This window comes from Rhizobium sp. BK275, assembly GCF_014193555.1.
In the GTDB taxonomy this organism is placed as follows: domain Bacteria; phylum Pseudomonadota; class Alphaproteobacteria; order Rhizobiales; family Rhizobiaceae; genus Rhizobium.
In genome coordinates, this window is the sequence record NZ_JACHZL010000004.1 from 116,334 (window position 1) to 136,159 (window position 19,826).

19 protein-coding genes are annotated in these 19,826 nt (G+C 59.8%); 6 read left to right on the forward strand and 13 right to left on the reverse strand.

The annotated features are described in order from the left end of the window. The 6 genes from FHT82_RS14025 to rpoD form a co-directional block, all read right to left on the reverse strand. The gene (locus FHT82_RS14025) at positions 1-798 is read right to left on the reverse strand and encodes an APH(3') family aminoglycoside O-phosphotransferase (protein ID WP_183731358.1); all 798 of its coding nucleotides are present in this window, start codon (positions 796-798) and stop codon (positions 1-3) included. 50 nt (positions 799-848) lie between these two features. Then, positions 849-1,010 (reverse strand): hypothetical protein, encoded by a 162-nt coding sequence (locus tag FHT82_RS14030; RefSeq protein WP_183731361.1) that lies wholly within the window; start codon positions 1,008-1,010, stop codon positions 849-851. A gap of 100 nt (positions 1,011-1,110) precedes the next feature. Continuing rightward, positions 1,111-2,199, reverse strand: a complete 1,089-nt coding sequence (locus tag FHT82_RS14035) for a DUF930 domain-containing protein (RefSeq protein WP_183731364.1) — start codon at positions 2,197-2,199, stop codon at positions 1,111-1,113. Between the two features lie 18 nt (positions 2,200-2,217). Beyond that, the gene (locus FHT82_RS14040; RefSeq protein ID WP_183731367.1) at positions 2,218-2,988 is read right to left on the reverse strand and encodes a DUF930 domain-containing protein; all 771 of its coding nucleotides are present in this window, start codon (positions 2,986-2,988) and stop codon (positions 2,218-2,220) included. 78 nt (positions 2,989-3,066) lie between these two features. Next, the gene (locus tag FHT82_RS14045; RefSeq protein ID WP_183731370.1) at positions 3,067-3,360 is read right to left on the reverse strand and encodes a GYD domain-containing protein; all 294 of its coding nucleotides are present in this window, start codon (positions 3,358-3,360) and stop codon (positions 3,067-3,069) included. 238 nt (positions 3,361-3,598) lie between these two features. Then, positions 3,599-5,653 carry an RNA polymerase sigma factor RpoD gene (gene rpoD / locus FHT82_RS14050; protein WP_183731373.1) on the reverse strand — a complete coding sequence of 685 codons (2,055 nt, stop codon included), beginning with the start codon at positions 5,651-5,653 and terminating at the stop codon, positions 3,599-3,601. A 496-nt stretch (positions 5,654-6,149) separates the two neighbouring features. Here rpoD and FHT82_RS14055 point away from each other — a divergent pair, with 496 nt between their 5' ends. Then, the gene (locus tag FHT82_RS14055) at positions 6,150-6,692 is read left to right on the forward strand and encodes a L,D-transpeptidase family protein (protein WP_183731376.1); all 543 of its coding nucleotides are present in this window, start codon (positions 6,150-6,152) and stop codon (positions 6,690-6,692) included. Between the two features lie 41 nt (positions 6,693-6,733). On the opposite strand, the gene tdh is transcribed toward FHT82_RS14055, so the two are convergent. Together tdh and FHT82_RS14065 are read right to left on the reverse strand one after the other, a co-directional pair. Then, positions 6,734-7,771 (reverse strand): L-threonine 3-dehydrogenase, encoded by a 1,038-nt coding sequence (gene tdh, locus FHT82_RS14060; protein ID WP_183731379.1) that lies wholly within the window; start codon positions 7,769-7,771, stop codon positions 6,734-6,736. 110 nt (positions 7,772-7,881) lie between these two features. Continuing rightward, positions 7,882-9,069, reverse strand: coding sequence for a glycine C-acetyltransferase (locus FHT82_RS14065; RefSeq protein ID WP_183731382.1), 1,188 nt, complete (start codon positions 9,067-9,069; stop codon positions 7,882-7,884). A 173-nt stretch (positions 9,070-9,242) separates the two neighbouring features. On the opposite strand from FHT82_RS14065, the gene FHT82_RS14070 reads away from it, so the two are divergent. Both FHT82_RS14070 and FHT82_RS14075 read left to right on the forward strand, forming a co-directional pair. Next, entirely contained in the window at positions 9,243-9,485 is a 243-nt protein-coding gene (locus tag FHT82_RS14070; protein ID WP_183731385.1) for a type II toxin-antitoxin system VapB family antitoxin, read from the forward strand. Positions 9,486-9,580: 95 nt separating this feature from the next. Further along, a complete protein-coding gene (locus tag FHT82_RS14075) occupies positions 9,581-9,907 on the forward strand; it encodes a VapC toxin family PIN domain ribonuclease (protein ID WP_348647608.1) in 327 nt (108 codons plus the stop codon). 23 nt (positions 9,908-9,930) lie between these two features. Here the strand turns inward: FHT82_RS14075 and FHT82_RS14080 are convergent, their stop codons facing one another. The 3 genes from FHT82_RS14080 to dnaG form a co-directional block, all read right to left on the reverse strand. After that, positions 9,931-10,392: a cupin domain-containing protein gene (locus FHT82_RS14080; RefSeq protein WP_183731387.1), complete on the reverse strand. Its 462-nt coding sequence runs from the start codon at positions 10,390-10,392 to the stop codon at positions 9,931-9,933. A 75-nt stretch (positions 10,393-10,467) separates the two neighbouring features. Continuing rightward, positions 10,468-12,333 (reverse strand): DNA helicase RecQ, encoded by a 1,866-nt coding sequence (gene recQ / locus FHT82_RS14085; RefSeq protein WP_183731390.1) that lies wholly within the window; start codon positions 12,331-12,333, stop codon positions 10,468-10,470. Further along, the gene (dnaG, locus tag FHT82_RS14090) at positions 12,333-14,321 is read right to left on the reverse strand and encodes a DNA primase (protein ID WP_183731393.1); all 1,989 of its coding nucleotides are present in this window, start codon (positions 14,319-14,321) and stop codon (positions 12,333-12,335) included. Before dnaG ends, recQ begins: the two co-directional genes overlap by 1 nt. 761 nt (positions 14,322-15,082) lie before the next feature. Between dnaG and FHT82_RS14095 the strand changes: the two genes are divergently transcribed. Continuing rightward, positions 15,083-15,979 (forward strand): hypothetical protein, encoded by an 897-nt coding sequence (locus FHT82_RS14095; protein ID WP_183732726.1) that lies wholly within the window; start codon positions 15,083-15,085, stop codon positions 15,977-15,979. On the opposite strand, the gene FHT82_RS14100 is transcribed toward FHT82_RS14095, so the two are convergent. Further along, positions 15,960-16,412: a GatB/YqeY domain-containing protein gene (locus FHT82_RS14100; protein ID WP_183731396.1), complete on the reverse strand. Its 453-nt coding sequence runs from the start codon at positions 16,410-16,412 to the stop codon at positions 15,960-15,962. The genes FHT82_RS14095 and FHT82_RS14100 overlap by 20 nt on opposite strands. Positions 16,413-16,684: 272 nt before the next feature. On the opposite strand from FHT82_RS14100, the gene carA reads away from it, so the two are divergent. Beyond that, positions 16,685-17,890: a glutamine-hydrolyzing carbamoyl-phosphate synthase small subunit gene (gene carA / locus FHT82_RS14105; RefSeq protein ID WP_183732740.1), complete on the forward strand. Its 1,206-nt coding sequence runs from the start codon at positions 16,685-16,687 to the stop codon at positions 17,888-17,890. Positions 17,891-18,003: 113 nt separating this feature from the next. Further along, positions 18,004-18,324 carry an antibiotic biosynthesis monooxygenase gene (locus FHT82_RS14110; RefSeq protein ID WP_183731400.1) on the forward strand — a complete coding sequence of 107 codons (321 nt, stop codon included), beginning with the start codon at positions 18,004-18,006 and terminating at the stop codon, positions 18,322-18,324. A gap of 16 nt (positions 18,325-18,340) precedes the next feature. On the opposite strand, the gene FHT82_RS14115 is transcribed toward FHT82_RS14110, so the two are convergent. Continuing rightward, positions 18,341-19,744 carry an MATE family efflux transporter gene (locus FHT82_RS14115; RefSeq protein ID WP_183731403.1) on the reverse strand — a complete coding sequence of 468 codons (1,404 nt, stop codon included), beginning with the start codon at positions 19,742-19,744 and terminating at the stop codon, positions 18,341-18,343. Positions 19,745-19,826 lie beyond the last annotated feature (82 nt).

Below are 19,826 nucleotides of genomic sequence, written 5' to 3' on the forward strand. Positions count from 1 at the left end.
TTAAAAGAACTCGTCGAGAAGCTGATAATAGTCCATCTTCACGGGATCGATGATCGACAGGCCGTAGGTATTGAGAAACAGCCGCACGAATTCCTCGCCGAAATTATAGGCGATGCTGTGGCAGGCAAGCGCGATATCCTGATAGCGGTCGGCAACGCCAAGGCGGCAGCAATCGATATAACCGGCAAACCGTCCATCTGCTGCCAGGAAGTTCGGCAGGCAGGCATCGCCATGCGCAATGACAAGATTCTCGCTTGCCGGCCGTAGCCGCTGCAATTCGCCGAACAGGAAGAAGGCGCTTTTGCCGAGCCGCTTCTCGTCGAAATCCGCCTCATCGACAACGCCTGCCCGCATGCGCGCCTCGGCGGCGGCAAGGCGACTGTCCAGACGATGATCGAAAGGGCAGGCACTGACATCCAGGCTGTGGAGTGTGCTGAGTGCGGAGGCGAGGACTTCGACGCGCTCTTCCGGCAGCAGCGTTGCGGCCGTAACAAGATCGGCGCCCGGCAACGCCGTCATCAAGAGGAAGCTGCGTTCGCCATCGCTCTCGTGGGTGATGACCTCGGGGCATGGAAGGCCGCGGCTCGCAAGCCAGACGAGCCTCTCGGCCTCGTCAGCAAGCTCGCAAAACGCCCCCGCCTCCTCGACCTTCAGATAAAGCCCGGGACGCCTTTCGGCCTCCAGTCGGAAAACGCAAGCCGAGGAACGGCCGAGAGCATCGCGCCGCCATTCATAGCCGCCAAGATGGCTCCGAAGCGAAACCGGAAGCCTGCCATCCTCCTGAAGCGGAACGACCATGACGATCCTGTAATGGGAAGAAGCTCTGCCGGAGAGCCGGTGGTGGCGCCTTAGTGGAAGGTTTCGGCTGGAGCGCTTTCGAGGAGAATTTCGAAAGCCTCTTCCAGGGCCGCGACCAGAATGTCGGTCAGCTCGTCTGCCTTGTGTTCCAGAAACATCAGACTGACAGCTTCTTCCTGACGCTCGAAGAAGTGCTCGATCTCGTTCGACATATCATTTGTCCCTTCGCTACCGTACCATAACGGGCATAGGAACACGATAGAGATGGTTCCTTGCGCGTGGCTTGTTGCGACGCGAGACACTCCGCCAAGACTAATCTGCCGGGAAGCGCCGGCTTTTCCATTGGCTTCTCGGAACCGCATCGCCGACATCATAGGCAAAGGATACGACCTTCGTGGCATCGCTGTCGACCTCACAGCGAAACCGTACGTCGTACCATTCACTTCCGTTTTTGAAGGCCCCGTCTTTCGCATCGAGCACATTCCCCGCCGAAAGTCGGAAAGAAGGCAGCCAACGTGGCTTGTACTGCATCGACGAGTGAATCAGTTGTTGTTTTAGCTCAGTCTGACAAAGCTGATCGATACGCTCACTGCGCGACAGGCTCCTCATCGCCGTTTTGATAGCTGGATCGGACGTAATTTCTCCCGAAAACAATGTCCGCGCTTTGGTGAGTTGAACTGCCTCCTTGGCTTTCACATCGGTTTGCGCTGGTGCCTTGGACTCTTCCAACGGTTTTGCTGTCTCGAAATCTGTTTTGGCCTCAGTGCTTCCCGTAGACGCCGGGCCATTCTTTTCGGGATTGGCTTCCGCGGCTTCGACCTGCGGCAGATCGATATCCTCCGGTACTGGATTCGTCGAAGAGCTCAACTCGTTTGTTCTAGGCTGATCCGGCTTTGACGGATCAGTGGGGGACATCTCCGCCTGCTTTACGTCGCTGACGGACGGCTTAGGCGCCTGTGCCTGCTGTGATGGTCCAGCCTCCCGCTGGTCTGGTACAGTATCCTTTTCTGCAAATTCGAACACGGTAGGCGACATCTTTGGCGGAGGTGGCGGACGCTTTGCAGGCGGCGGAGGCGGTGGCGGCTCGGCTTTTGCCTGCTTCTGAGGCTTCTCTTCCTCTTTCGGCTTCTCCTCCGGCTTCTTTTCCTCCGGTTTTTTCTCCTCGGGCGGCGGGACTAGCTCCACCTTCACACTCTCGTCGTCGGCGGGCTTTGGTTGGATTTTCGGGAGGCCAAAAATCAGAAGTGCAACGACTGGAACATGCAGGAGCACAGACGCAACAACACCCCAGCGAACGCGAGGCTCCTCGTGCTCCTTCTCGTGGTCGGTATCTGCCGGTTCGACGTCTTCTTCTGTCACAGCAGCGATGTGGCCTTTAAAATCGGCAGCATCAAGCCACAAATCAAAAAAACCTCGTGATCATTGGTCGGCCTCGCCATCCTCGACGACCAGATTGTGCTCCTGCCACTCACCCCTCGGAATGGCCTCACCGATCGCAAAGGCAAAGGCGACCACCGCCCGGCCGGCGGGATCGACTTCACAATGGAACCGGATATTGAACCAGTTGCGCTTGCTCCTGAAAGCCCCACCCTCGACCTCGACGCTGATGCCCCTCACCTTCTCCGGCTTCATGGCATAGGGCGCAACGAGATCCGGCGCAGAGCCCGGCCGCGAACGGCTGACCTGTTCCAAGGCTTCGAGATTGCAGAGCTGCAGATTGCGCTCGCTGCCCGACAATGTGCCGAGCATCTCACGAGCCGCCCGGCTGCGCGGACTGGCCAGAGTCTTCCCCGAAAACAGCTCCCTTGCCTGCGCCAGCTCCGGCGGGCCGGATATGACCGGCTTGGGCGATGTCGGCAAGGAAGGAGCTATTTCTCTCGACGCTGTCTCGGGTGCTGCGGGCGCCGCCTCTTCCGCCACCGAATTCTCGCTGTCCACGCCTCTGTCCGGCGGCTGCCGAACGGCAGGCGGCGGAATTGGAGTGGCGATTGCGGGCGGCGTCACGACTTCAACGTCGATGCTGTCTTCCGGCGGCGGCCTGACAGGCTCCACGTCAGGTAGGAAAGCGAGCAGGAGCAAGCCGATGACCACATGCAGCATGAGCGATACCGGCAAGGCCGGATCGAACTTTCCTCTCTGCAACAGGCCGGCATGTTCCATCGGCAAGGCAAGTCCATGCTCTGGGTTCAAGGCGCAGCGACACTGCCAGCGCCGCAGGACAACCGCAACGCCGCATCTGGCTCATCACCAATTATCGGCCATCCTGGCCTATGTGAGCGACGCGATGATGTCGCGATAATGCACTTCCGGAAATGCTTTCAAGGTTTTCGTGCGCACATTGCCGGCCGCAGCAAGAGACAGCGTGAAGCGCGCCATCACGCGGTCATCAGGCGCCTCGCAGACGGCAATCATGTCGTACTCGCCCATGGTGAGGTAAAACTTGTCGAAGGAACCGCCCATGCTGCCGAGCAAGTTCCTTGCCGCATCCAACCGCTTGGGAGAGTCCTTCGCGCTCCGGATGCCCTGATCGGTCCAGTTTATCAGCAGAATGTACGTGGTCATGCTGCACCTCCCGGCGGAGGCCACGATCACGCGGCGCATGATACCGCTCGCACGCCGCGACCGCTCTCTCCCCCCGCAATCGAAATTATAAGCCTGTCACTCCACGGGGACAAGCAATGCGGGAACCATCAATCGGGCTAGATATGTCCCAATGGGCTAATCCAGTCCGCCCTTGTGGACGAAGAAAAACCCGGCCAGCAAGGCTGACCGGGTTCTGATTTCGATCGTCGTCGAAGCTTTAGCTGTCGAGGAACGAACGCAGCTTTCTGGAGCGGCTCGGATGCTTGAGCTTGCGCAACGCCTTCGCCTCGATCTGGCGGATACGTTCGCGGGTGACCGAGAACTGCTGGCCGACTTCTTCAAGCGTGTGGTCGGTGTTCATGCCGATGCCGAAGCGCATGCGCAGCACACGCTCCTCGCGCGGCGTCAGCGATGCCAGAACGCGGGTCGTCGTCTCGCGCAGGTTCGCCTGGATAGCCGCATCGATCGGCAAGAGCGCGTTCTTGTCCTCGATGAAATCGCCGAGATGCGAATCCTCTTCGTCGCCCACGGGGGTTTCGAGAGAGATCGGCTCCTTGGCGATCTTCAGGACCTTTCGGACCTTTTCGAGCGGCATGGCAAGCTTTTCGGCCAGCTCTTCCGGCGTCGGCTCGCGGCCGATTTCATGCAGCATCTGGCGCGAGGTACGAACGATCTTGTTGATCGTTTCGATCATGTGCACCGGAATACGGATCGTGCGGGCCTGATCGGCGATCGAGCGGGTGATCGCCTGACGAATCCACCACGTCGCATAGGTCGAGAACTTGTAGCCGCGGCGGTATTCGAACTTATCGACCGCCTTCATCAGGCCGATATTGCCTTCCTGAATGAGGTCGAGGAACTGCAGGCCGCGGTTCGTGTACTTCTTGGCGATGGAGATGACGAGGCGAAGGTTCGCTTCGACCATTTCCTTCTTGGCGATGCGCGCTTCGCGCTCGCCCTTCTGCACCATGTGCACGATGCGGCGGAATTCCGAGATCGAGATGCCGGTTTCCGTTGCGAGATTCTGGATCTCCTGGCGGATGTCGCGGATCGTGGTGTTTTCGCTCTTGGCGAATTCCTTCCAGCCGCGGGCGGCCAGATTGCCGATCGACTTCATCCAGTTCGGATCGAGCTCGGCACCCTGATACTGTTCCAGGAAGCTATCGCGCTTGACGCCGTAGGATTCGGCCAGACGCAGCAGGCGGCCTTCGTTCTGCACGAGGCGCTTGTTGATGTCGTAGAGCTGCTCGACCAGCGCGTCGATGCGGTTCTGGTTGAGCGACAGCGACTTGACGGCCTTGATCAGCTCGTCCTTGAGCTCCTTGTAGCGGCGCTCCTGGGCGGAAGACAAGGTACCGGTGGCGGCAAGGCGCTGCTCGACCTGCTGGTCCTGCAGCTTGCGCAGCTTCTTGTAGGTCTCGGCGATGATGTCGAGCGTTTCCATGACCTGCGGACGCAGTTCGGCTTCCATCGCGGCGAGCGAGAGGTTGGATTCGTCCTCGTCCTCTTCTTCCTCTTCGGGAGGCATGCCTTCGCCGCCGACATCGGTAATGTCGTCGTCACCGGAACGCGAACGCCGGGTCCTTTCCTTCTCTTCGGCAGCCTTGCGGTCAGCCTCGATCTTCTCGGGGCTCTGGAACTGCGGGGCAGCCTTGGCTTCCGGACCGGAATAGGTGGTTTCGAGATCGATGATCTCGCGCAGCAGTGTGGTGCCTTCGTTCAATTCGTCGCGCCAGATGATCAGCGCCTGGAACGTCAGCGGGCTCTCACAGAGGCCTGCGATCATCGTTTCGCGGCCGGCCTCGATGCGCTTTGCGATGGCGATTTCGCCTTCGCGCGACAGAAGCTCGACGGAACCCATTTCGCGCAGATACATGCGCACCGGGTCGTCGGTACGGTCTGTCGGTTCTTTCTTCTTGGCGGTCGCAAGCGCGGTGCCGCCGGAAGGCGCAAGTTCGCCGCCTTCGCTGTCGTCATTATCAGAGCTGTCGTCGTCATCGCCACCGGAAGCGCCGGCTTCCTCAGCCTCTTCATCCTCGATGACGTTAATGCCCATGTCCGACAGCATCGCCATCGTGTCTTCGATCTGTTCGGACGTCACTTCTTCGGAAGGCAGGACGGCATTGAGCTCGTCCATTGTCACATAGCCGCGCTTCTTGGCGGCCTTGATCATCTTCTTGACCGCGTCATCGGAAAGATCGAGAAGAGGGCCGTCGCTTGCGCCGTCGCGTTCGACTTCCGCTTCTTCGTTCTCTTTGACCTTCGTTGCCATTTATATCGTCGCCTTCCTGACGCTATTCATACTCGCTGCGGTGAATGGCCGCCTCGTGGCTCTGGCGTGCGCGCCGGCCTCGAATCACCTATACCCACCTAACGGGATGACATTTAAAGCCTGATTAACCACGATCGCCGGCATCGGACAGCAAATCTTCATTGCCATTGGATTTCCGGCCATGGTTGTGCGATCCGCCTTGACCCAGTTCACCGCTCAAGTGGAACGGTGATTCCCACAAAATTTGTTCTCGTCAAGCTTTTCCAGAAAAAAAGCCACCGAAAACCCGGAAAAAGCCTTATCCACAGGCTTTGAACCGCGCCAGCGATTGCGATGCTTATCTAGTATGTCACCGGGAAAAGACAAGGGCTTTTGAATAAACACCGGAAGTGCCGCAGATCATTCCGACTGTACGCCATAGATTCTTCGCAAATAGCCAACATGAGCTAAAAAAACAAACCATACACGATTATGGGGAATCCCGGTGGCAAGGATCATGACGAGAAACAGGTTGATCCTTCTGGCTGCGATCGCAGTCAGCTTTTTCGCTTATACGAAAGTGATGGCGAAGATCGGCTCAGGCTCCCCGCCTCCGGACGCGCCGCTGGAACAGCAGGCTGACCTCATCCGCGTTTATAAATCTGATCGTCGCATGGTTCTCTTCAGAGGCGATACTCCCCTTTCGACCTACCGGATCTCCCTTGGAAGCACTGCCGACGAGGGGCCGAAACAACGGGAAGGTGATGAGAAAACGCCCGAGGGGCGCTACGAAATCGACTGGCGAAATCCCAGATCCATGGCGCATCTCAGTCTGCATATTTCCTATCCCAGCCCGGCCGATCGGCTGAATGCCGAAGCGAAGGGCTATTCTCCCGGTGGCGATATCATGATCCATGGGCTCCCTAATGGCTGGGGCTTCCTTCAGACTATGCACCGGCTCTGGGATTGGACGGATGGGTGCATTGCCGTCACCGACCAGGAGATGCGGGATATCTGGGCGCGCGTCCCCGATCATACGCCTATAGAGATTGCGCCCTAAGCTGCCGCCTTGCCGCGACGGGCCGTCATATCTGCCTCGCCTCACATCCAGTCCATCACGACCTTGCCGGAATTGCCCGAGCGCATCGCCTCGAAGCCATCGCGGAAATCGTCGATCTTGATGCGGTGGGTGATAAGCGGCGACAGGTCGAGGCCACCCTGCACGAAGGCAATCATCTTGTACCAGGTCTCGAACATCTCGCGGCCATAGATGCCCTTGAGGTTCAGCATCTTGAAGATGACCTTGTTCCAGTCGATCTCGAAGCCGGCGGGCGCAATGCCGAGGATGGCGATCTTACCGCCATTGTTCATCTTGTCGATCATGTCGCGGAAGGCAGGTGCGGCGCCCGACATTTCGAGGCCGACGTCGAAGCCTTCGGTCATACCGATCGACTTCATCACGTCGGCAAGATTTTCCTTCGAGGCGTCCACGACGTGGTCGATGCCGAGCTTGCGGGCGAGATCGAGACGATGCGGGTTGATGTCGGTGATAACCACCTTGCGCGCGCCGGAGCGCTTGGCAACGAGCGCGCCCATGATGCCGATCGGCCCCGCACCCGTCACCAGCACGTCCTCGCCGACGAGATCGAAGGAAAGCGCGGTGTGAACGGCATTGCCGAACGGATCGAAGATCGCCGCGATCTCATCGGGAATATCATCGGGAATGGCGACGACATTGGCTTCCGGAATGCAGACGAATTCGCCGAAGGAGCCTGGGCGGTTGACGCCGACGCCGAGCGTGTTGCGGCAGAGATGCCCCCTGCCCCCGCGGCAGTTGCGGCATTTGCCGCAGACGATATGGCCTTCGCCTGAGACGCGTTCGCCGACGCGATATTTGGTGACGGCAGAACCGATCTCGGCAATTTCGCCGGAGAATTCGTGGCCAACCACCATCGGCACCGGAATGGTCTTCTGCGCCCACTGGTCCCAGTTCCAGATATGCACGTCCGTTCCGCAGATTGCCGATTTCTTCACCCGGATCAGCACGTCGTTCGGGCCGACTTCCGGCACCGGCACATGTTCCATCCAGAGGCCGACTTCAGGCTTGGCCTTGACCAGTGCTTTCATCATGTTGGACATCGCTTTTCCCTTTGGCTTTCGCCGAGGCCAACCCTCCCCTTCTCCCCAGCGGGGAGAAGGTGCCCAAAAGGGCGGATGAGGGGGCCTCATGGCACACCGTCAACTGCTCTTCAAATCACGCCGAGTTCACGGCCGGCTCCGGCAAAGGCCGCAATCGCCCGCTCCACATCCGCCTTCGAATGCGCGGCCGACATCTGCGTGCGGATGCGTGCCTGCCCCTTCGGCACGACGGGGAAGGAGAAGCCGATCACATAGACGCCCTTTTCCAGCATCAGTGCCGCCATATCCTGCGCAAGCTTCGCATCTCCCAGCATGACGGGGATGATCGCATGCCCCTCGCCTGCGAGCGTAAAGCCAAGCTTGGTCATTTCGGCGCGGAAGAGCGACGCATTGGCCGACAGCCGCTCGCGCAGCGCATCGCCGTTGTCGATGAGGTCGAAAACCTTCAGCGATGCGGCCGCGATGACTGGCGCCAGCGTGTTGGAGAAAAGATAGGGGCGCGAGCGCTGCCGCAACCACTCGACGATTTCAGCCTTTGCCGACGTATAGCCGCCGGATGCGCCGCCAAGCGCCTTACCGAGGGTGCCGGTGACGATATCGACCCGGCCCTCGACGCCGCAATATTCCGGCGAACCGCGACCATGCCTGCCGACAAACCCGACGGCGTGGCTGTCATCCACCATGACCATGGCACCATATTTCTCGGCGAGATCGCACACGCCCTGCAGATTGGCGATGATGCCATCCATCGAGAAGACGCCGTCGGTCGCAATCAGCTTGAAACGGCTGCCTTCGGCCTTCTTCAATTCCTCTTCCAGCGCCGCCATGTCGTTGTTGGCGTAGCGGAAACGCTTGGCTTTGGAGAGGCGCACGCCGTCGATAATCGAGGCATGGTTCAGCGCATCGGAGATGATCGCATCTTCCTCACCGAGCAGCGCCTCGAACAGGCCGCCATTGGCATCGAAGCAGGAGGAATAGAGGATCGTATCTTCCATGCCGAGGAAGGAAGAGATGCGCGCTTCAAGCTGCTTGTGCTCTTCCTGCGTGCCGCAGATGAAACGCACGGACGCCATGCCGTAGCCATAACGGTCGAGCGCCTTCTTGCCGGCTTCCGCCAGTTCCTCGTTATTGGCAAGGCCGAGATAGTTGTTGGCGCAGAAATTCAGCACGCGCTCGCCAGAGGCAACGGCGATTTCGCCGGCCTGCTTCGATGTGATAACGCGTTCGGACTTGTAGAGGCCGGCATCCTTGAGCGAGGCAAGCTCCGACTGCAGGTGGGAGAGAAATGCTTTTGTCATTGTATACGCCCTTATCCCAAAAACGTCCTCCGATGGGGGTTGCAATTAGCACAAAGCGAGTGCGCATGTCGCTGATCCGGTACGAAAATATTTTCGCAGCCGACGATCCGCCGGCACAGATATCGAAATGAATATTCAAGAATGATATTCGCATATGCAAAAGGAATATCATCATGGCGCTTTATATTCGGGACGCCGAAGTCGACGAGCTTGCAACTGAGCTACAGCGTTTGACCAAGGCTGCGACAAAAACCGACGCTGTGCGAACGGCGCTCCATCATGAGCTTGCGCGCGCACGGCAAAGCCGGCCGTTGCGTGAACGCCTTGCGCGTGCAAAATCGCTGGCGGATGCGATGGGGCCAAATGATCCGTCGTTCGACATGAAGAAATTTAGCGACGAGATGTGGGGTAGCTGATGTTCATCGACGCATCGGCAATCGTCGCCATCCTTGCTCGATAGCCCGGCCATGAAGAGCTTGAGAAGAGTTTGGCGGCATCGGGCGATCCCGCCATGCACATCTCGCCCCTTGTCCGCTTCGTAGCCATCCAGGCACTCGCACGGCAGAAGACGCCGGCGGGCAGGAAGACGACACCCGAACTCCTAAAGGCAGCGGCCCAAGCGATCGATGCATTCGCCGAAGATCTGGTTCTTGACGAGATTTCGATCTCACATGAGATCGGCGAAGGTGCTCTGTCTGCAAGCATGCACTACGGAAAAGTCGTTGGTCATCCGGCGGATCTGAATTTCGGCGATTGTTTTGCCTATGCCTGTGCCAAAGCACTGAAAACGCGCCTTCTCTACAAAGGCAGCGATTTCCTCCATACCGATCTCGCCTGATCGCCCTCTCGAGGATCTGATATTTAGGGATCAGGACCGTCGCCGATCTCCACAAGGCCGAACCTATGCTGGATCGGCAGGATCGTTTCTGGTGTCGCGGCCTCAGCCCGTTCGAGTTCCACGAAGAAATGCTCGAAACCACCCGGTGTGACGAAACCCATCATCCGCCCCATGCTGTCGCCGACATTGCGCCAGTGATGCGGCACATTCGGCGGCAGCACGACCACGGAGCCGACCGGCGCCTCGATCATCTCGTTTCCGCACCAGAAGCGGTAACTTCCCTCAATGACGCGAAAGACCTCCGTCTCGCGGGTATGCATATGCCGTGAAGGGCCGGTGCCGGGCGCCGAGAAGGTTTCCCAGATGCCGTAAGCGCCGGCCGTTTCCTCCGCCGTTGCATGAATGAACACTTGCCCGCCATGCGGATGCCTGGCAATCCGCTCGCGTCCGGGCAGTGACGCCACTGCTCTATTGAACTGCGCCATGTAAGTTCCCCCAAACTCCTGAGGAACCTTAGCAGATTTCCGCATCGCTTGCAGCGGAAGATCCGTACAGCCACGTTATTCGTCGTGGGAGAGAATGATATCCAGAAAGGCGTCGCCGTAGCGCTCGAGCTTGGATTGGCCGACGCCGGAAATGCCGAGCAGTTCCTTGCGGCTGCGCGGCCGCTCGGTGGCGAAGGCGATCAGCGTCGTATCCGGGAAGACGACATAGGGCGGCACGCCGAGCGACTTAGCAATCGACATGCGCTCGGCCCTGAGCGCTTCGAAGAGCGCGCCGTCCGCACCCGAAAGCCCCGTCCTGCGCTCCGCGCGCTCGGTCTTTTTCGCCCGGCGCTCGGAGGGCGCGCGATCCTTGCGGAAAAAGACCTCGCGCTCGCGCTTGAAGACGGCACGCGACTCCGGCTCCAGCTTCAGGGCTCCGAAAGCCTCGTGATCGACGCGGATCAGCCCCATGGCCATAAGCTGGCGGCAAACGGACTGCCAGGTCCGAACTGGAATATCCTTGCCGACACCGAAGACCGGCATATCGACATGGCGGAAGCGCTCGGTCTTCTCGTTGACATTACCGACGAGCACATCGATGACATGACCGGCGCCAAAACGTTCACCGGTGCGATAGACTGCCGCCAGCGCCTTGATCGCCGCCTCCGTTCCATCCCAGGTCTCGACCGGCTTCAGGCAGGTATCGCAACTGCCGCATTTGCCGCCATGCGCTTCGCCGAAATGCGCCAGGATCGCCTGCCGCCGGCAGGATGCCGTCTCGCAGATCGCCAGCAGCGCATTCAGCTTGCCGCGTTCGATACGCTTGATCTCGTCGGCCGCATTGCCCTCATCGATCATCCGCCGGCGCTGGATGACATCGGCCATGCCATAGGCCATCCATACCTCGGACGGCAGGCCGTCACGTCCCGCGCGGCCTGTCTCCTGATAATAGGCCTCGACCGAGCCCGGCAGATCGAGATGGGCGACATACCGCACATTCGGCTTATCGATGCCCATACCGAAGGCGACAGTCGCGACAAGGCAGAGTTCTTCTTCCTTCAGGAAGGCATCCTGGTTGGCGTCACGCAGCGCCCGGTCCATACCTGCGTGATAGGGCAGCGCCCGGATGCCCTGCGTGTTCAGCCAGTCTGCCGTGTCCTCCACCTTGGCACGCGACAGGCAATAGACGATGCCGCTATTGCCCTTGTGGCCGGAGAGAAAGCGCAGGAGCTGCTGGCGCGGCTGATCTCGCTCGACGATCTCATAGGAAATATTCGGCCGGTCGAAGCTCGTCGTGAAAACCGCGGCATTGTCGAGCATCAGCCGCTCGATAATGTCCTCGCGCGTGTGCGGATCGGCGGTAGCCGTCAGCGCGATGCGCGGCACGCCGGGATATTGCTCGGTGAGCTTGCCGAGCTCGCGATATTCCGGCCGGAAATCATGGCCCCATTGCGAGACGCAATGCGCTTCGTCGATCGCAAACAGCGCGATCTTCGCATTACCGATCAGCTCGCGGAAACCATCCATAAGGATACGTTCCGGGGTGACATAGAGCAGGTCGAGATCGCCGGAGGAAATGCCGCGGCGGATCGCGACATATTCCTCGCGCGATATCGAGGAATTGAGCGCTGCGGCGCGAATGCCGAGCTGCTTCATCGCTTCCACCTGATCACGCATCAGCGCAATCAGCGGCGAGACGACGATGCCGAGACCCTGGCGGCAAAGGGCGGGGATCTGGAAGCAGAGCGATTTGCCGGCCCCGGTCGGGAAGAGCACGACGGCATCGCCGCCGGCGACGACATGCTCGACCACTTCCTGCTGCCTGCCGCGAAAGGCCGAATAGCCATAGACGCGTTTCAGCACGTCGAGCGGCTGCGCCGTGCCTGCAAACAGGGCACCGGAGGCCGAGAATGGTGGTTCGTCGCGTTCGGTCTGCGGCATCAGTGGCTCGCAGCGCCCTTGACGCGACCGGAGAGCACACCGAAGCCATCGATGATGGCTTCCTGGTTTTCGAGCCGCAGCGCCTCGAAATGCACTTCCTGGGACGCGCGCATCAACCGGTCGATCTCGGAATCGTCACCGGCCTCCGTCGCCTGCGCGATATCGCGCTCCAACTCGATCTTCTGCCAGCGCAGATCCTTGGCGCGCTTGTGGAAGGCAAGCGCCTGACGATAGCCCTCGCGGGCATCCTCCATCGCCGCCGCCTCGGTCGCCGTCCAGAGCCGCGCATTGCGCACCTGCTGATCGAGGTTTTTCAGGAGCGGGCCGAACCCCGCAACATCGAGGCATTCCATCAGATAATCACGCGTCAGATGCGGCCCGGCAACGACGGCCGCCGCCCCCAGCATCGCCGACCAGAGCTTCTGCAGGTCGCGATTGTCATAGTCGATCGCGGCAATCTCATCGTAATCGTCGAGCATCAGCGAGGGGTGATTGATGACCGTCAGGGCCAGCACGCATTCCCTGAGCGCCGCATTGTCCTGATGGCCGCGCACGAGACCCGAGCGAGCCAGACGATCCGACGCGGCGACCGGGGTTCGGGGTCCCGCCGGAGCGCCACCCTTCTGACCCCGAAAACTGCCGCCACCATTGCCACCACCAAAATTGCGCCGCTCGCCACCGCCGCGGTTCTGGAATTGCGGCTGGAAGAAGCTGTTCAGGCGATCGCGCATATCCTGCTGGTAATGGCGGCGCACATTTTCGTCGGCAATGACGGCCACGAGCTGTCTCAGCCGCGCTTCCAGTTCGGCGCGCGCTTCCGGCGTGTCGAACTTGCCGCTCCGCGCCTCGCGATCCCACAGCATTTCCGAGAGCGGCTTGGCCTGCGCCATGACCTTGTCGAAGGGCGCCCTGCCCTCGTGCTTCACGAGATCGTCGGGATCCTTGCCATCGGGCAGCAGCGCGAAACGCACGCTACGCCCCGGCTTCAGATGCGGCAGCGCCAGATCGGCGGCGCGATTGGCGGCGCGGATACCGGCACCGTCGCCATCGAAGCAGAGCACCGGCTGCGATGTCATCTTCCAGAGCAGATCAAGCTGGTTTTCGGTCAGTGCCGTGCCGAGTGGTGCGACAGCATTTTCGACGCCGGCCTGATGCAGCGCGATGACATCCATATAGCCTTCGACGGCGATGATCGTGCCCTCGCCGTTCGCGCCCTGCATCGCGCGGCGCGCACGAGCGAAATTGTAGAGCACATTGCCCTTATGGAAGAGCTCTGTCTCGTTGGAATTGAGATATTTCGCCGGCGCATCCGGCGACATGGCGCGTCCACCGAAGGCGATGACCTTCTCGCGAGAGGAAAGGATCGGGAACATGATGCGGTCTCGGAACCGGTCATAGGAGACCGGCACGTTTTCATGCACCACCAGGCCGCACGCCTCGATCTGCTCCTTGGTGACACCCTTGCCGGCCAAAAATTCCTTCAGCGCATTGCGGCTGTCAGGCGCAAACCCGAGCCTGAAGGTCTCGATCGTGCGGCCCGTCAGCCCGCGGTCGCGCAGATAGGCGCGCGCCCTGGCGCCATTGGCCGTCTGCAACTGATCCTGAAAGAACTGCGTCGCCATTTCCATGACGTCGAGAAGCGAAGTGCGCTCCTTCTCCCGCTTTTCCATTTGCGGATCGGCAACCGGCATCGGCACGCCGGCCATATCTGCGATCGTCTGCACGGCTTCGGGGAAGCTCAGGCCCTCAAGCTCGGTCAGAAAGCGGAAATGATCGCCGGTCACCCCGCAGCCGAAGCAATGGTAACGACCCTTGCGGTCCTCGCAATGGAAGCTTGGCGACTTCTCGCCGTGGAAGGGGCAGCAGGCCCAATAGTCGCCACGCGACACGTTGGTCTTGCGCTTGTCCCAGTTCACGCGCCGCGCAATCACGTTCGATATGGGAACGCGGTCACGGATATCGTCCAGGAAGGTGGGTGAAAAGCGCATCTCTACCTCTTGCAGAACCTCCATATAAGCAGCTTTGCCACGCTGCGCCACGAAACTTCTGCCTTAAATCCCGCTTTTCACAGGGCCGGCAACCCTGTCAAAAATCTCGGCAAACGCCACTCAACAAAGCGTTATCGGGGCCACGCAGAGGGTGCGACATTTTTGACATATCTCAATTTTCGAGACACCGGCATCATCCACTCCGCGAAAATCTTTCTTTAGAAAGAGCACGTAAAAACAATCTGTTATAGAAGATTCGGCCAGTTTTCACTTCCCGCTCGGAGGAGCGCTGCGCGCCTCCATATTCACAGCCCGGAAGGCCGAATCCGGGATTATTATATTTTTGTAATTTGAATAAGCCGGGGCCTGGCCATAAGTTCGGTCTCAACAAAGCGATCCCCAAGCGAGGCACCATCCCTACCCCCGGCGCCGCCTCGCAAGGGTGCCTTTGCAAATACCCGCCGGCTTGGGTTTAAACCCTGCGTCGCTGACGGAAGCAAAGAGCAAGAAGGCAGGAGCGCCCCCAGCTCCTGCCTTCTTATTTTTTGGGCAATTCCAGGAAAGTGCGCAACGGCTTGCATCCGAAATTGCGTTAAGACAAATACACTGGACATTTCAGTCTTTCGGAGAAACCTGAAATGCTCAGCCCCGGCGTTGCGACTTTGTTGCGTTTAACCTTGCCGGTTAACTCCCAAAATACAAAAGCATTGACACTTCCAATAGGCGTGGCAAATGAATGCGCAAAACTCCTGGACAGCGCTATGGCCTACACCGCAGAAAAACTTGCAGCCGACGATAATTTTCTTGCTGCAATTCTTCATTGTGCCAATCAAATGCTCGCAATTTACCGCGAGAGCCCGCGTATTGCATCGATATTCGCCGCACAACAGCGCTGGCTAATGGCGCATGCGGGCTTCGCTCTCTATTACGGCTATCCAGGCGATGAGAAGCGCGGCCTTTATTCTGGCCGGTTCATCGATTTCGCCGTCCAGAACAAGATCGCCAGCCGCAACACCGCAGCCGCCTTCGTACAGGAAATGCTGGCCTATCGGTTTCTACGTTCCGCTCCGGGCGAAGACAAGCGCACCCGCTTTCTCGAACCGACGGAAACGGCCGAACAGCATTTCACCAAATGGCTGGTCGCCCACCTGATGATTCTGGATAGCCTCGACGGCGGCCGCCGTGCGGAAAATCTGACGGCCGATCCCACATTGATCGCCAGCCTTCAGCCGCTCATCGCCAGAAAGATCATCGAGACCGAAGCTGTCCGCAATCCCGGCGCCACTTTCAATCTCTTCAACTGGGCCAATTCCGGCGGCCTTGTGATGGACTATCTGATTTCGCGCCTGCCGGGCTTTCCGCATTCTACCGACCACGTCGTCGTCGGCCCACTGTCGCTGCGCGAGATCCGCGATCAGTTCATGATCTCCAACACGCACCTGAAGCGCTTGCTCACCCAGGCGGCGAATATGGGAAGCGTGGGCTGGACCGAGCCCCCGAGAAAGGGCGATTTCTGGCTCTCCCGCGGTTTCGTGCTTGAATACTGGAATTATCAGGCGGCGAAATTCGCCATCATAGACGCCGCCGCCGAGCAAGTGCTTGGGCCTGCGGTCGAAGAACAACCGCAGGCGAGACGTCTTATTTCAGCAGCTCTTTGACCGTGCCGGAAGCCTTGGCAAAGTCCATCTGGCCGGCATAACGCTCTTTGAGAGCAGCCATGATCTTGCCCATGTCCTTCGGACCTTCGGCGCCGACGTCCTTGATGATGGCGGCGATATTGGCGCGCACTTCATCGTCGGAAAGCTGCTTCGGCAGAAAATCCTGGATGACGGCGATTTCGGCGCGTTCCTTTTCGGCAAGTTCCGGACGGGCATTCTCTTCGTAGATCTTCGCCGACTCATCGCGCTGCTTCACCATCTTGGCGAGGATCTGCAGCACTTCATCGTCGCCCGCCTCTTCCTTGCCGGCGCCGCGATTGGCGATGTCGCGATCCTTGATCGCAGCCTGAATGAGACGGATAGTGCCGAGACGATCCATCTTCTTCGCCTTCATGGCCTCTTTGAGCTGGGTGGTGAGTTGATCGCGCAGCATGTCACTACTCCTTTTAAAATGGCGCTTTCATAAACCACGCTGATGCATGGGATCAAATAAATTGCGAGAATCCCGCCAATATCAGCAGGAAAAGTGCCGCAATCTGCGGTACAAAGATTGACCTAGGCAGAGAGCGTGGCTATTTACCGCCACCTGCACCAAAATTCGTGATCAGGCGTCAAACGCGGCAAAAGCCGCGCGCCTGCGCCTGCGAGATCAAATGGCCGGCCAGCGTTACCCGAACGCAAGAGCCCGCCGGAAACGGGATGAAGATGACCGCGACAGCACCCTGGACAACCGAAAAGCCGACCGCCCTGCTCGTTCTTGCCGACGGCACCGTCATCGAAGGCAAGGGCATCGGGGCAACCGGCAAGGTCCAGGCCGAGGCGGTCTTCAATACGGCGCTGACCGGTTACGAGGAAATCCTCACCGACCCCTCCTATCTCGGCCAGATCGTCACCTTCACCTTCCCCCATATCGGCAATATCGGCACGAACGAGGAAGACATTGAAGACCTGACGCCGGCAGCGCGCCACGGCGCGGTCGGCGTGATCTTCAAGGCCGACATCACCGAGCCCTCGAACTATCGTGCCATCAAGCATCTCGATGCCTGGCTAAAGGCCCGCGGCATCATCGGCCTTTGCGGCATCGACACCCGCGCGCTGACGGCCTGGATCCGCGAGAACGGCTCGCCGAACGCTGTCATCGCCCATGATCCCGCGGGCACTTTCGACATCGATGCGCTGAAGGCGGAAGCAAAGGCCTGGAGCGGCCTCGAAGGCCTCGACCTCGCCAAGATCGCCTCCTCCGGCCAGTCCTCGCAGTGGTCGCAGACCCCCTGGATCTGGAATGAAGGTTATGGCGAACTCGGCGCCTCTGACAGCAAGTATCATGTCGTCTGCCTGGATTACGGCGTGAAGCGAAACATCCTGCGCCTTTTTGCCGGCCTCGACTGCAAGGTCACCGTCATGCCGGCAACGACCAGCGCTGAGGACGTACTCGCCCTGCAGCCGGACGGTATCTTCCTGTCGAACGGCCCGGGCGATCCGGCCGCGACAGGCGAATATGCCGTGCCCGTCATCAAGGAACTGATCAGCACCGATATACCCGTCTTCGGCATCTGCCTCGGCCACCAGATGCTTGGCCTCGCTCTCGGCGCCAAGACCGAGAAGATGCATCAAGGTCACCACGGCGCAAACCATCCGGTGAAGGACCACACGACCGGCAAGGTCGAGATCGTCTCCATGAACCACGGCTTCGCAGTCGACACGAAGTCGCTGCCCGAAGGTGTTGAGGAGACTCACGTATCGCTGTTCGACGGTACCAATTGCGGCCTGCGCGTTCTCGGCAAATCGGTCTTCTCCGTCCAGCACCATCCGGAAGCATCACCCGGCCCGCAGGACAGCCACTATCTCTTCCGCCGCTTCGTCAACATGGTGCGCGAGAAGAAGGGTGAACCGGCGCTCGCCGAACGCTGACATCAGATCGAGGCTCGCTCAGGCGGGCCTTTTTCTTTGCCCGCATATTGACCTCAACTTAACTTGAGGAATTACAGAACTGCCTGCCAACATCAGATGCAGGAGAAAACTGGATGAGCGGAGCTTTCTACAGGATAGACAAATTCATCGTGCCGGCAGCGGCGCGCGAGGAATTTCTTGTCAACGTGATGATGACCCATAAGGTGCTGGAGGCGCAGGACGGCTTCATCAATCATACGGTGCTGGAACAGGTTGCCGGTCCCGGCGAATTCAATTTCGTGACAGTCGCCGAATGGGAAAGCGCCGATGTCGTCGAGCGCGTGCGGGCTGTTGTTGCGGCAGCCCATAAGGCCGCCAATTTCGACCCGCAGGAAATGTTTGCACGTCTCGGCATTCGCGCCGATATCGCCAGCTACAAGCCCGTGGCCGCCTGATACCAGGACGGCCGGCTCAGGCGCCGGCCGTTGCCCCCTCCCGGCGAACGAGAATATAGAAGCGCGCACAGAGCATGGCGGCAGCGGCCGCAAGCCCGACGAGGAAGCCGAACCAGATGCCGAGGCCGCCGAAACCGAGCGGGAAGGCAAAGGCCCAGGCGAGGAAGAAGCCGATCGGCCAATAGGCGATCAGCGCCATGATCATCGGCACGCGCGCATCCTTCAACCCGCGCAGCAAACCGCTGGCGATTGCCTGCAGGCCGTCGACAAACTGGAAGAGACCAGCAATGACGATCAGCGGACCGGCATAGGCCAGCACCTGCGGCGCCTCCGGCAGGCTGACATCGAGAAACAGGCGTCCCAGAAGTTGCGGTATGGTCGCAAAAATGATGCTGCCGATGATGGCGGCGATACTGGCGATGATCAGCACCGTAATCGCCGCCCGCACCAGCCCGGCATGATCGCCCTGCCCGTGCGCGACACCGACGCGCACGGTTGCCGCCTGACCGAGGCCGAGCGGAATCATGAAGGCCATCGACGCCCACTGCAGAGCGATGCCATGCGCGGCAAGCTCGATCGTGCCGATATGGCCCATCAGCAGCGAGGCGGCCGTGAACAAACTGACTTCGGCGAGGATGGTGATGCTGATCGGCAAGCCCAAGCGGATGACCTCGAAGAAAGCATGCCAGTCCGGCTTCCAGAAACGAACGAAAATCTCGTAGCGCCGCGTCTCCTCCCTGCCCTGCACATAGGACAGGATGAAGAGGAAACCGGCCGTCTGCACCGCGACGGAGACGATCGCAGCGCCTTCAAGCCCCATGACCGGCAGGCCGAAATGACCGAGCACCAGGATATAAGCGCCAATCGCATTCAGCACCAGCATGGCGATGGTGACCTGGAGAATGACACCGGCTTTGCCGATGGCGCTGACGAGCGCGCGCATGACATTGTAGAGCAGGCCCGGCAGCACGCCGAACTGACCGATGATGATATAGCCGTGCGCGAGCTTCGCGACCTCAGGCTTCTGCCCGAAATACCGCAGGATCGCCTCGGAATTGAAGAAGGCCGGCTGCATCAGCAGCCAGTAGCAGATGACTACCCAGATCCCCATGCGCAGCGACCGGCGCACCGTCACCACGTCGCCGCTGCCATAGGCATGCGCCACCATCGGGATGACGGCGATGGCAAAGCCCGAGCCGAAGATCAGGATCGTAAACAGGAACTGCGCGGAAAGTACCATGGCCGCGAGGTTTTCGGCACCGAGCTGGCCGACGATCATCACGTCGGTCATGCCGATGCCGAATTGCGCCAGTTGCGCACCGATCAGCGGCACGCCGAGCATCAGCGTGGCGCGGATATGCGCAGACCAGCGGTTGTCTGCTGCAGGCGCGATGGTGCGCACGTCGATCGGCGTGTCCATGACACTATTCCTGAGATTGAATCGTTAACGGCCGCAGGGCGGCAAAATATCATGCCGGCTTAGAGCAAAGCGGCGCAAAGAA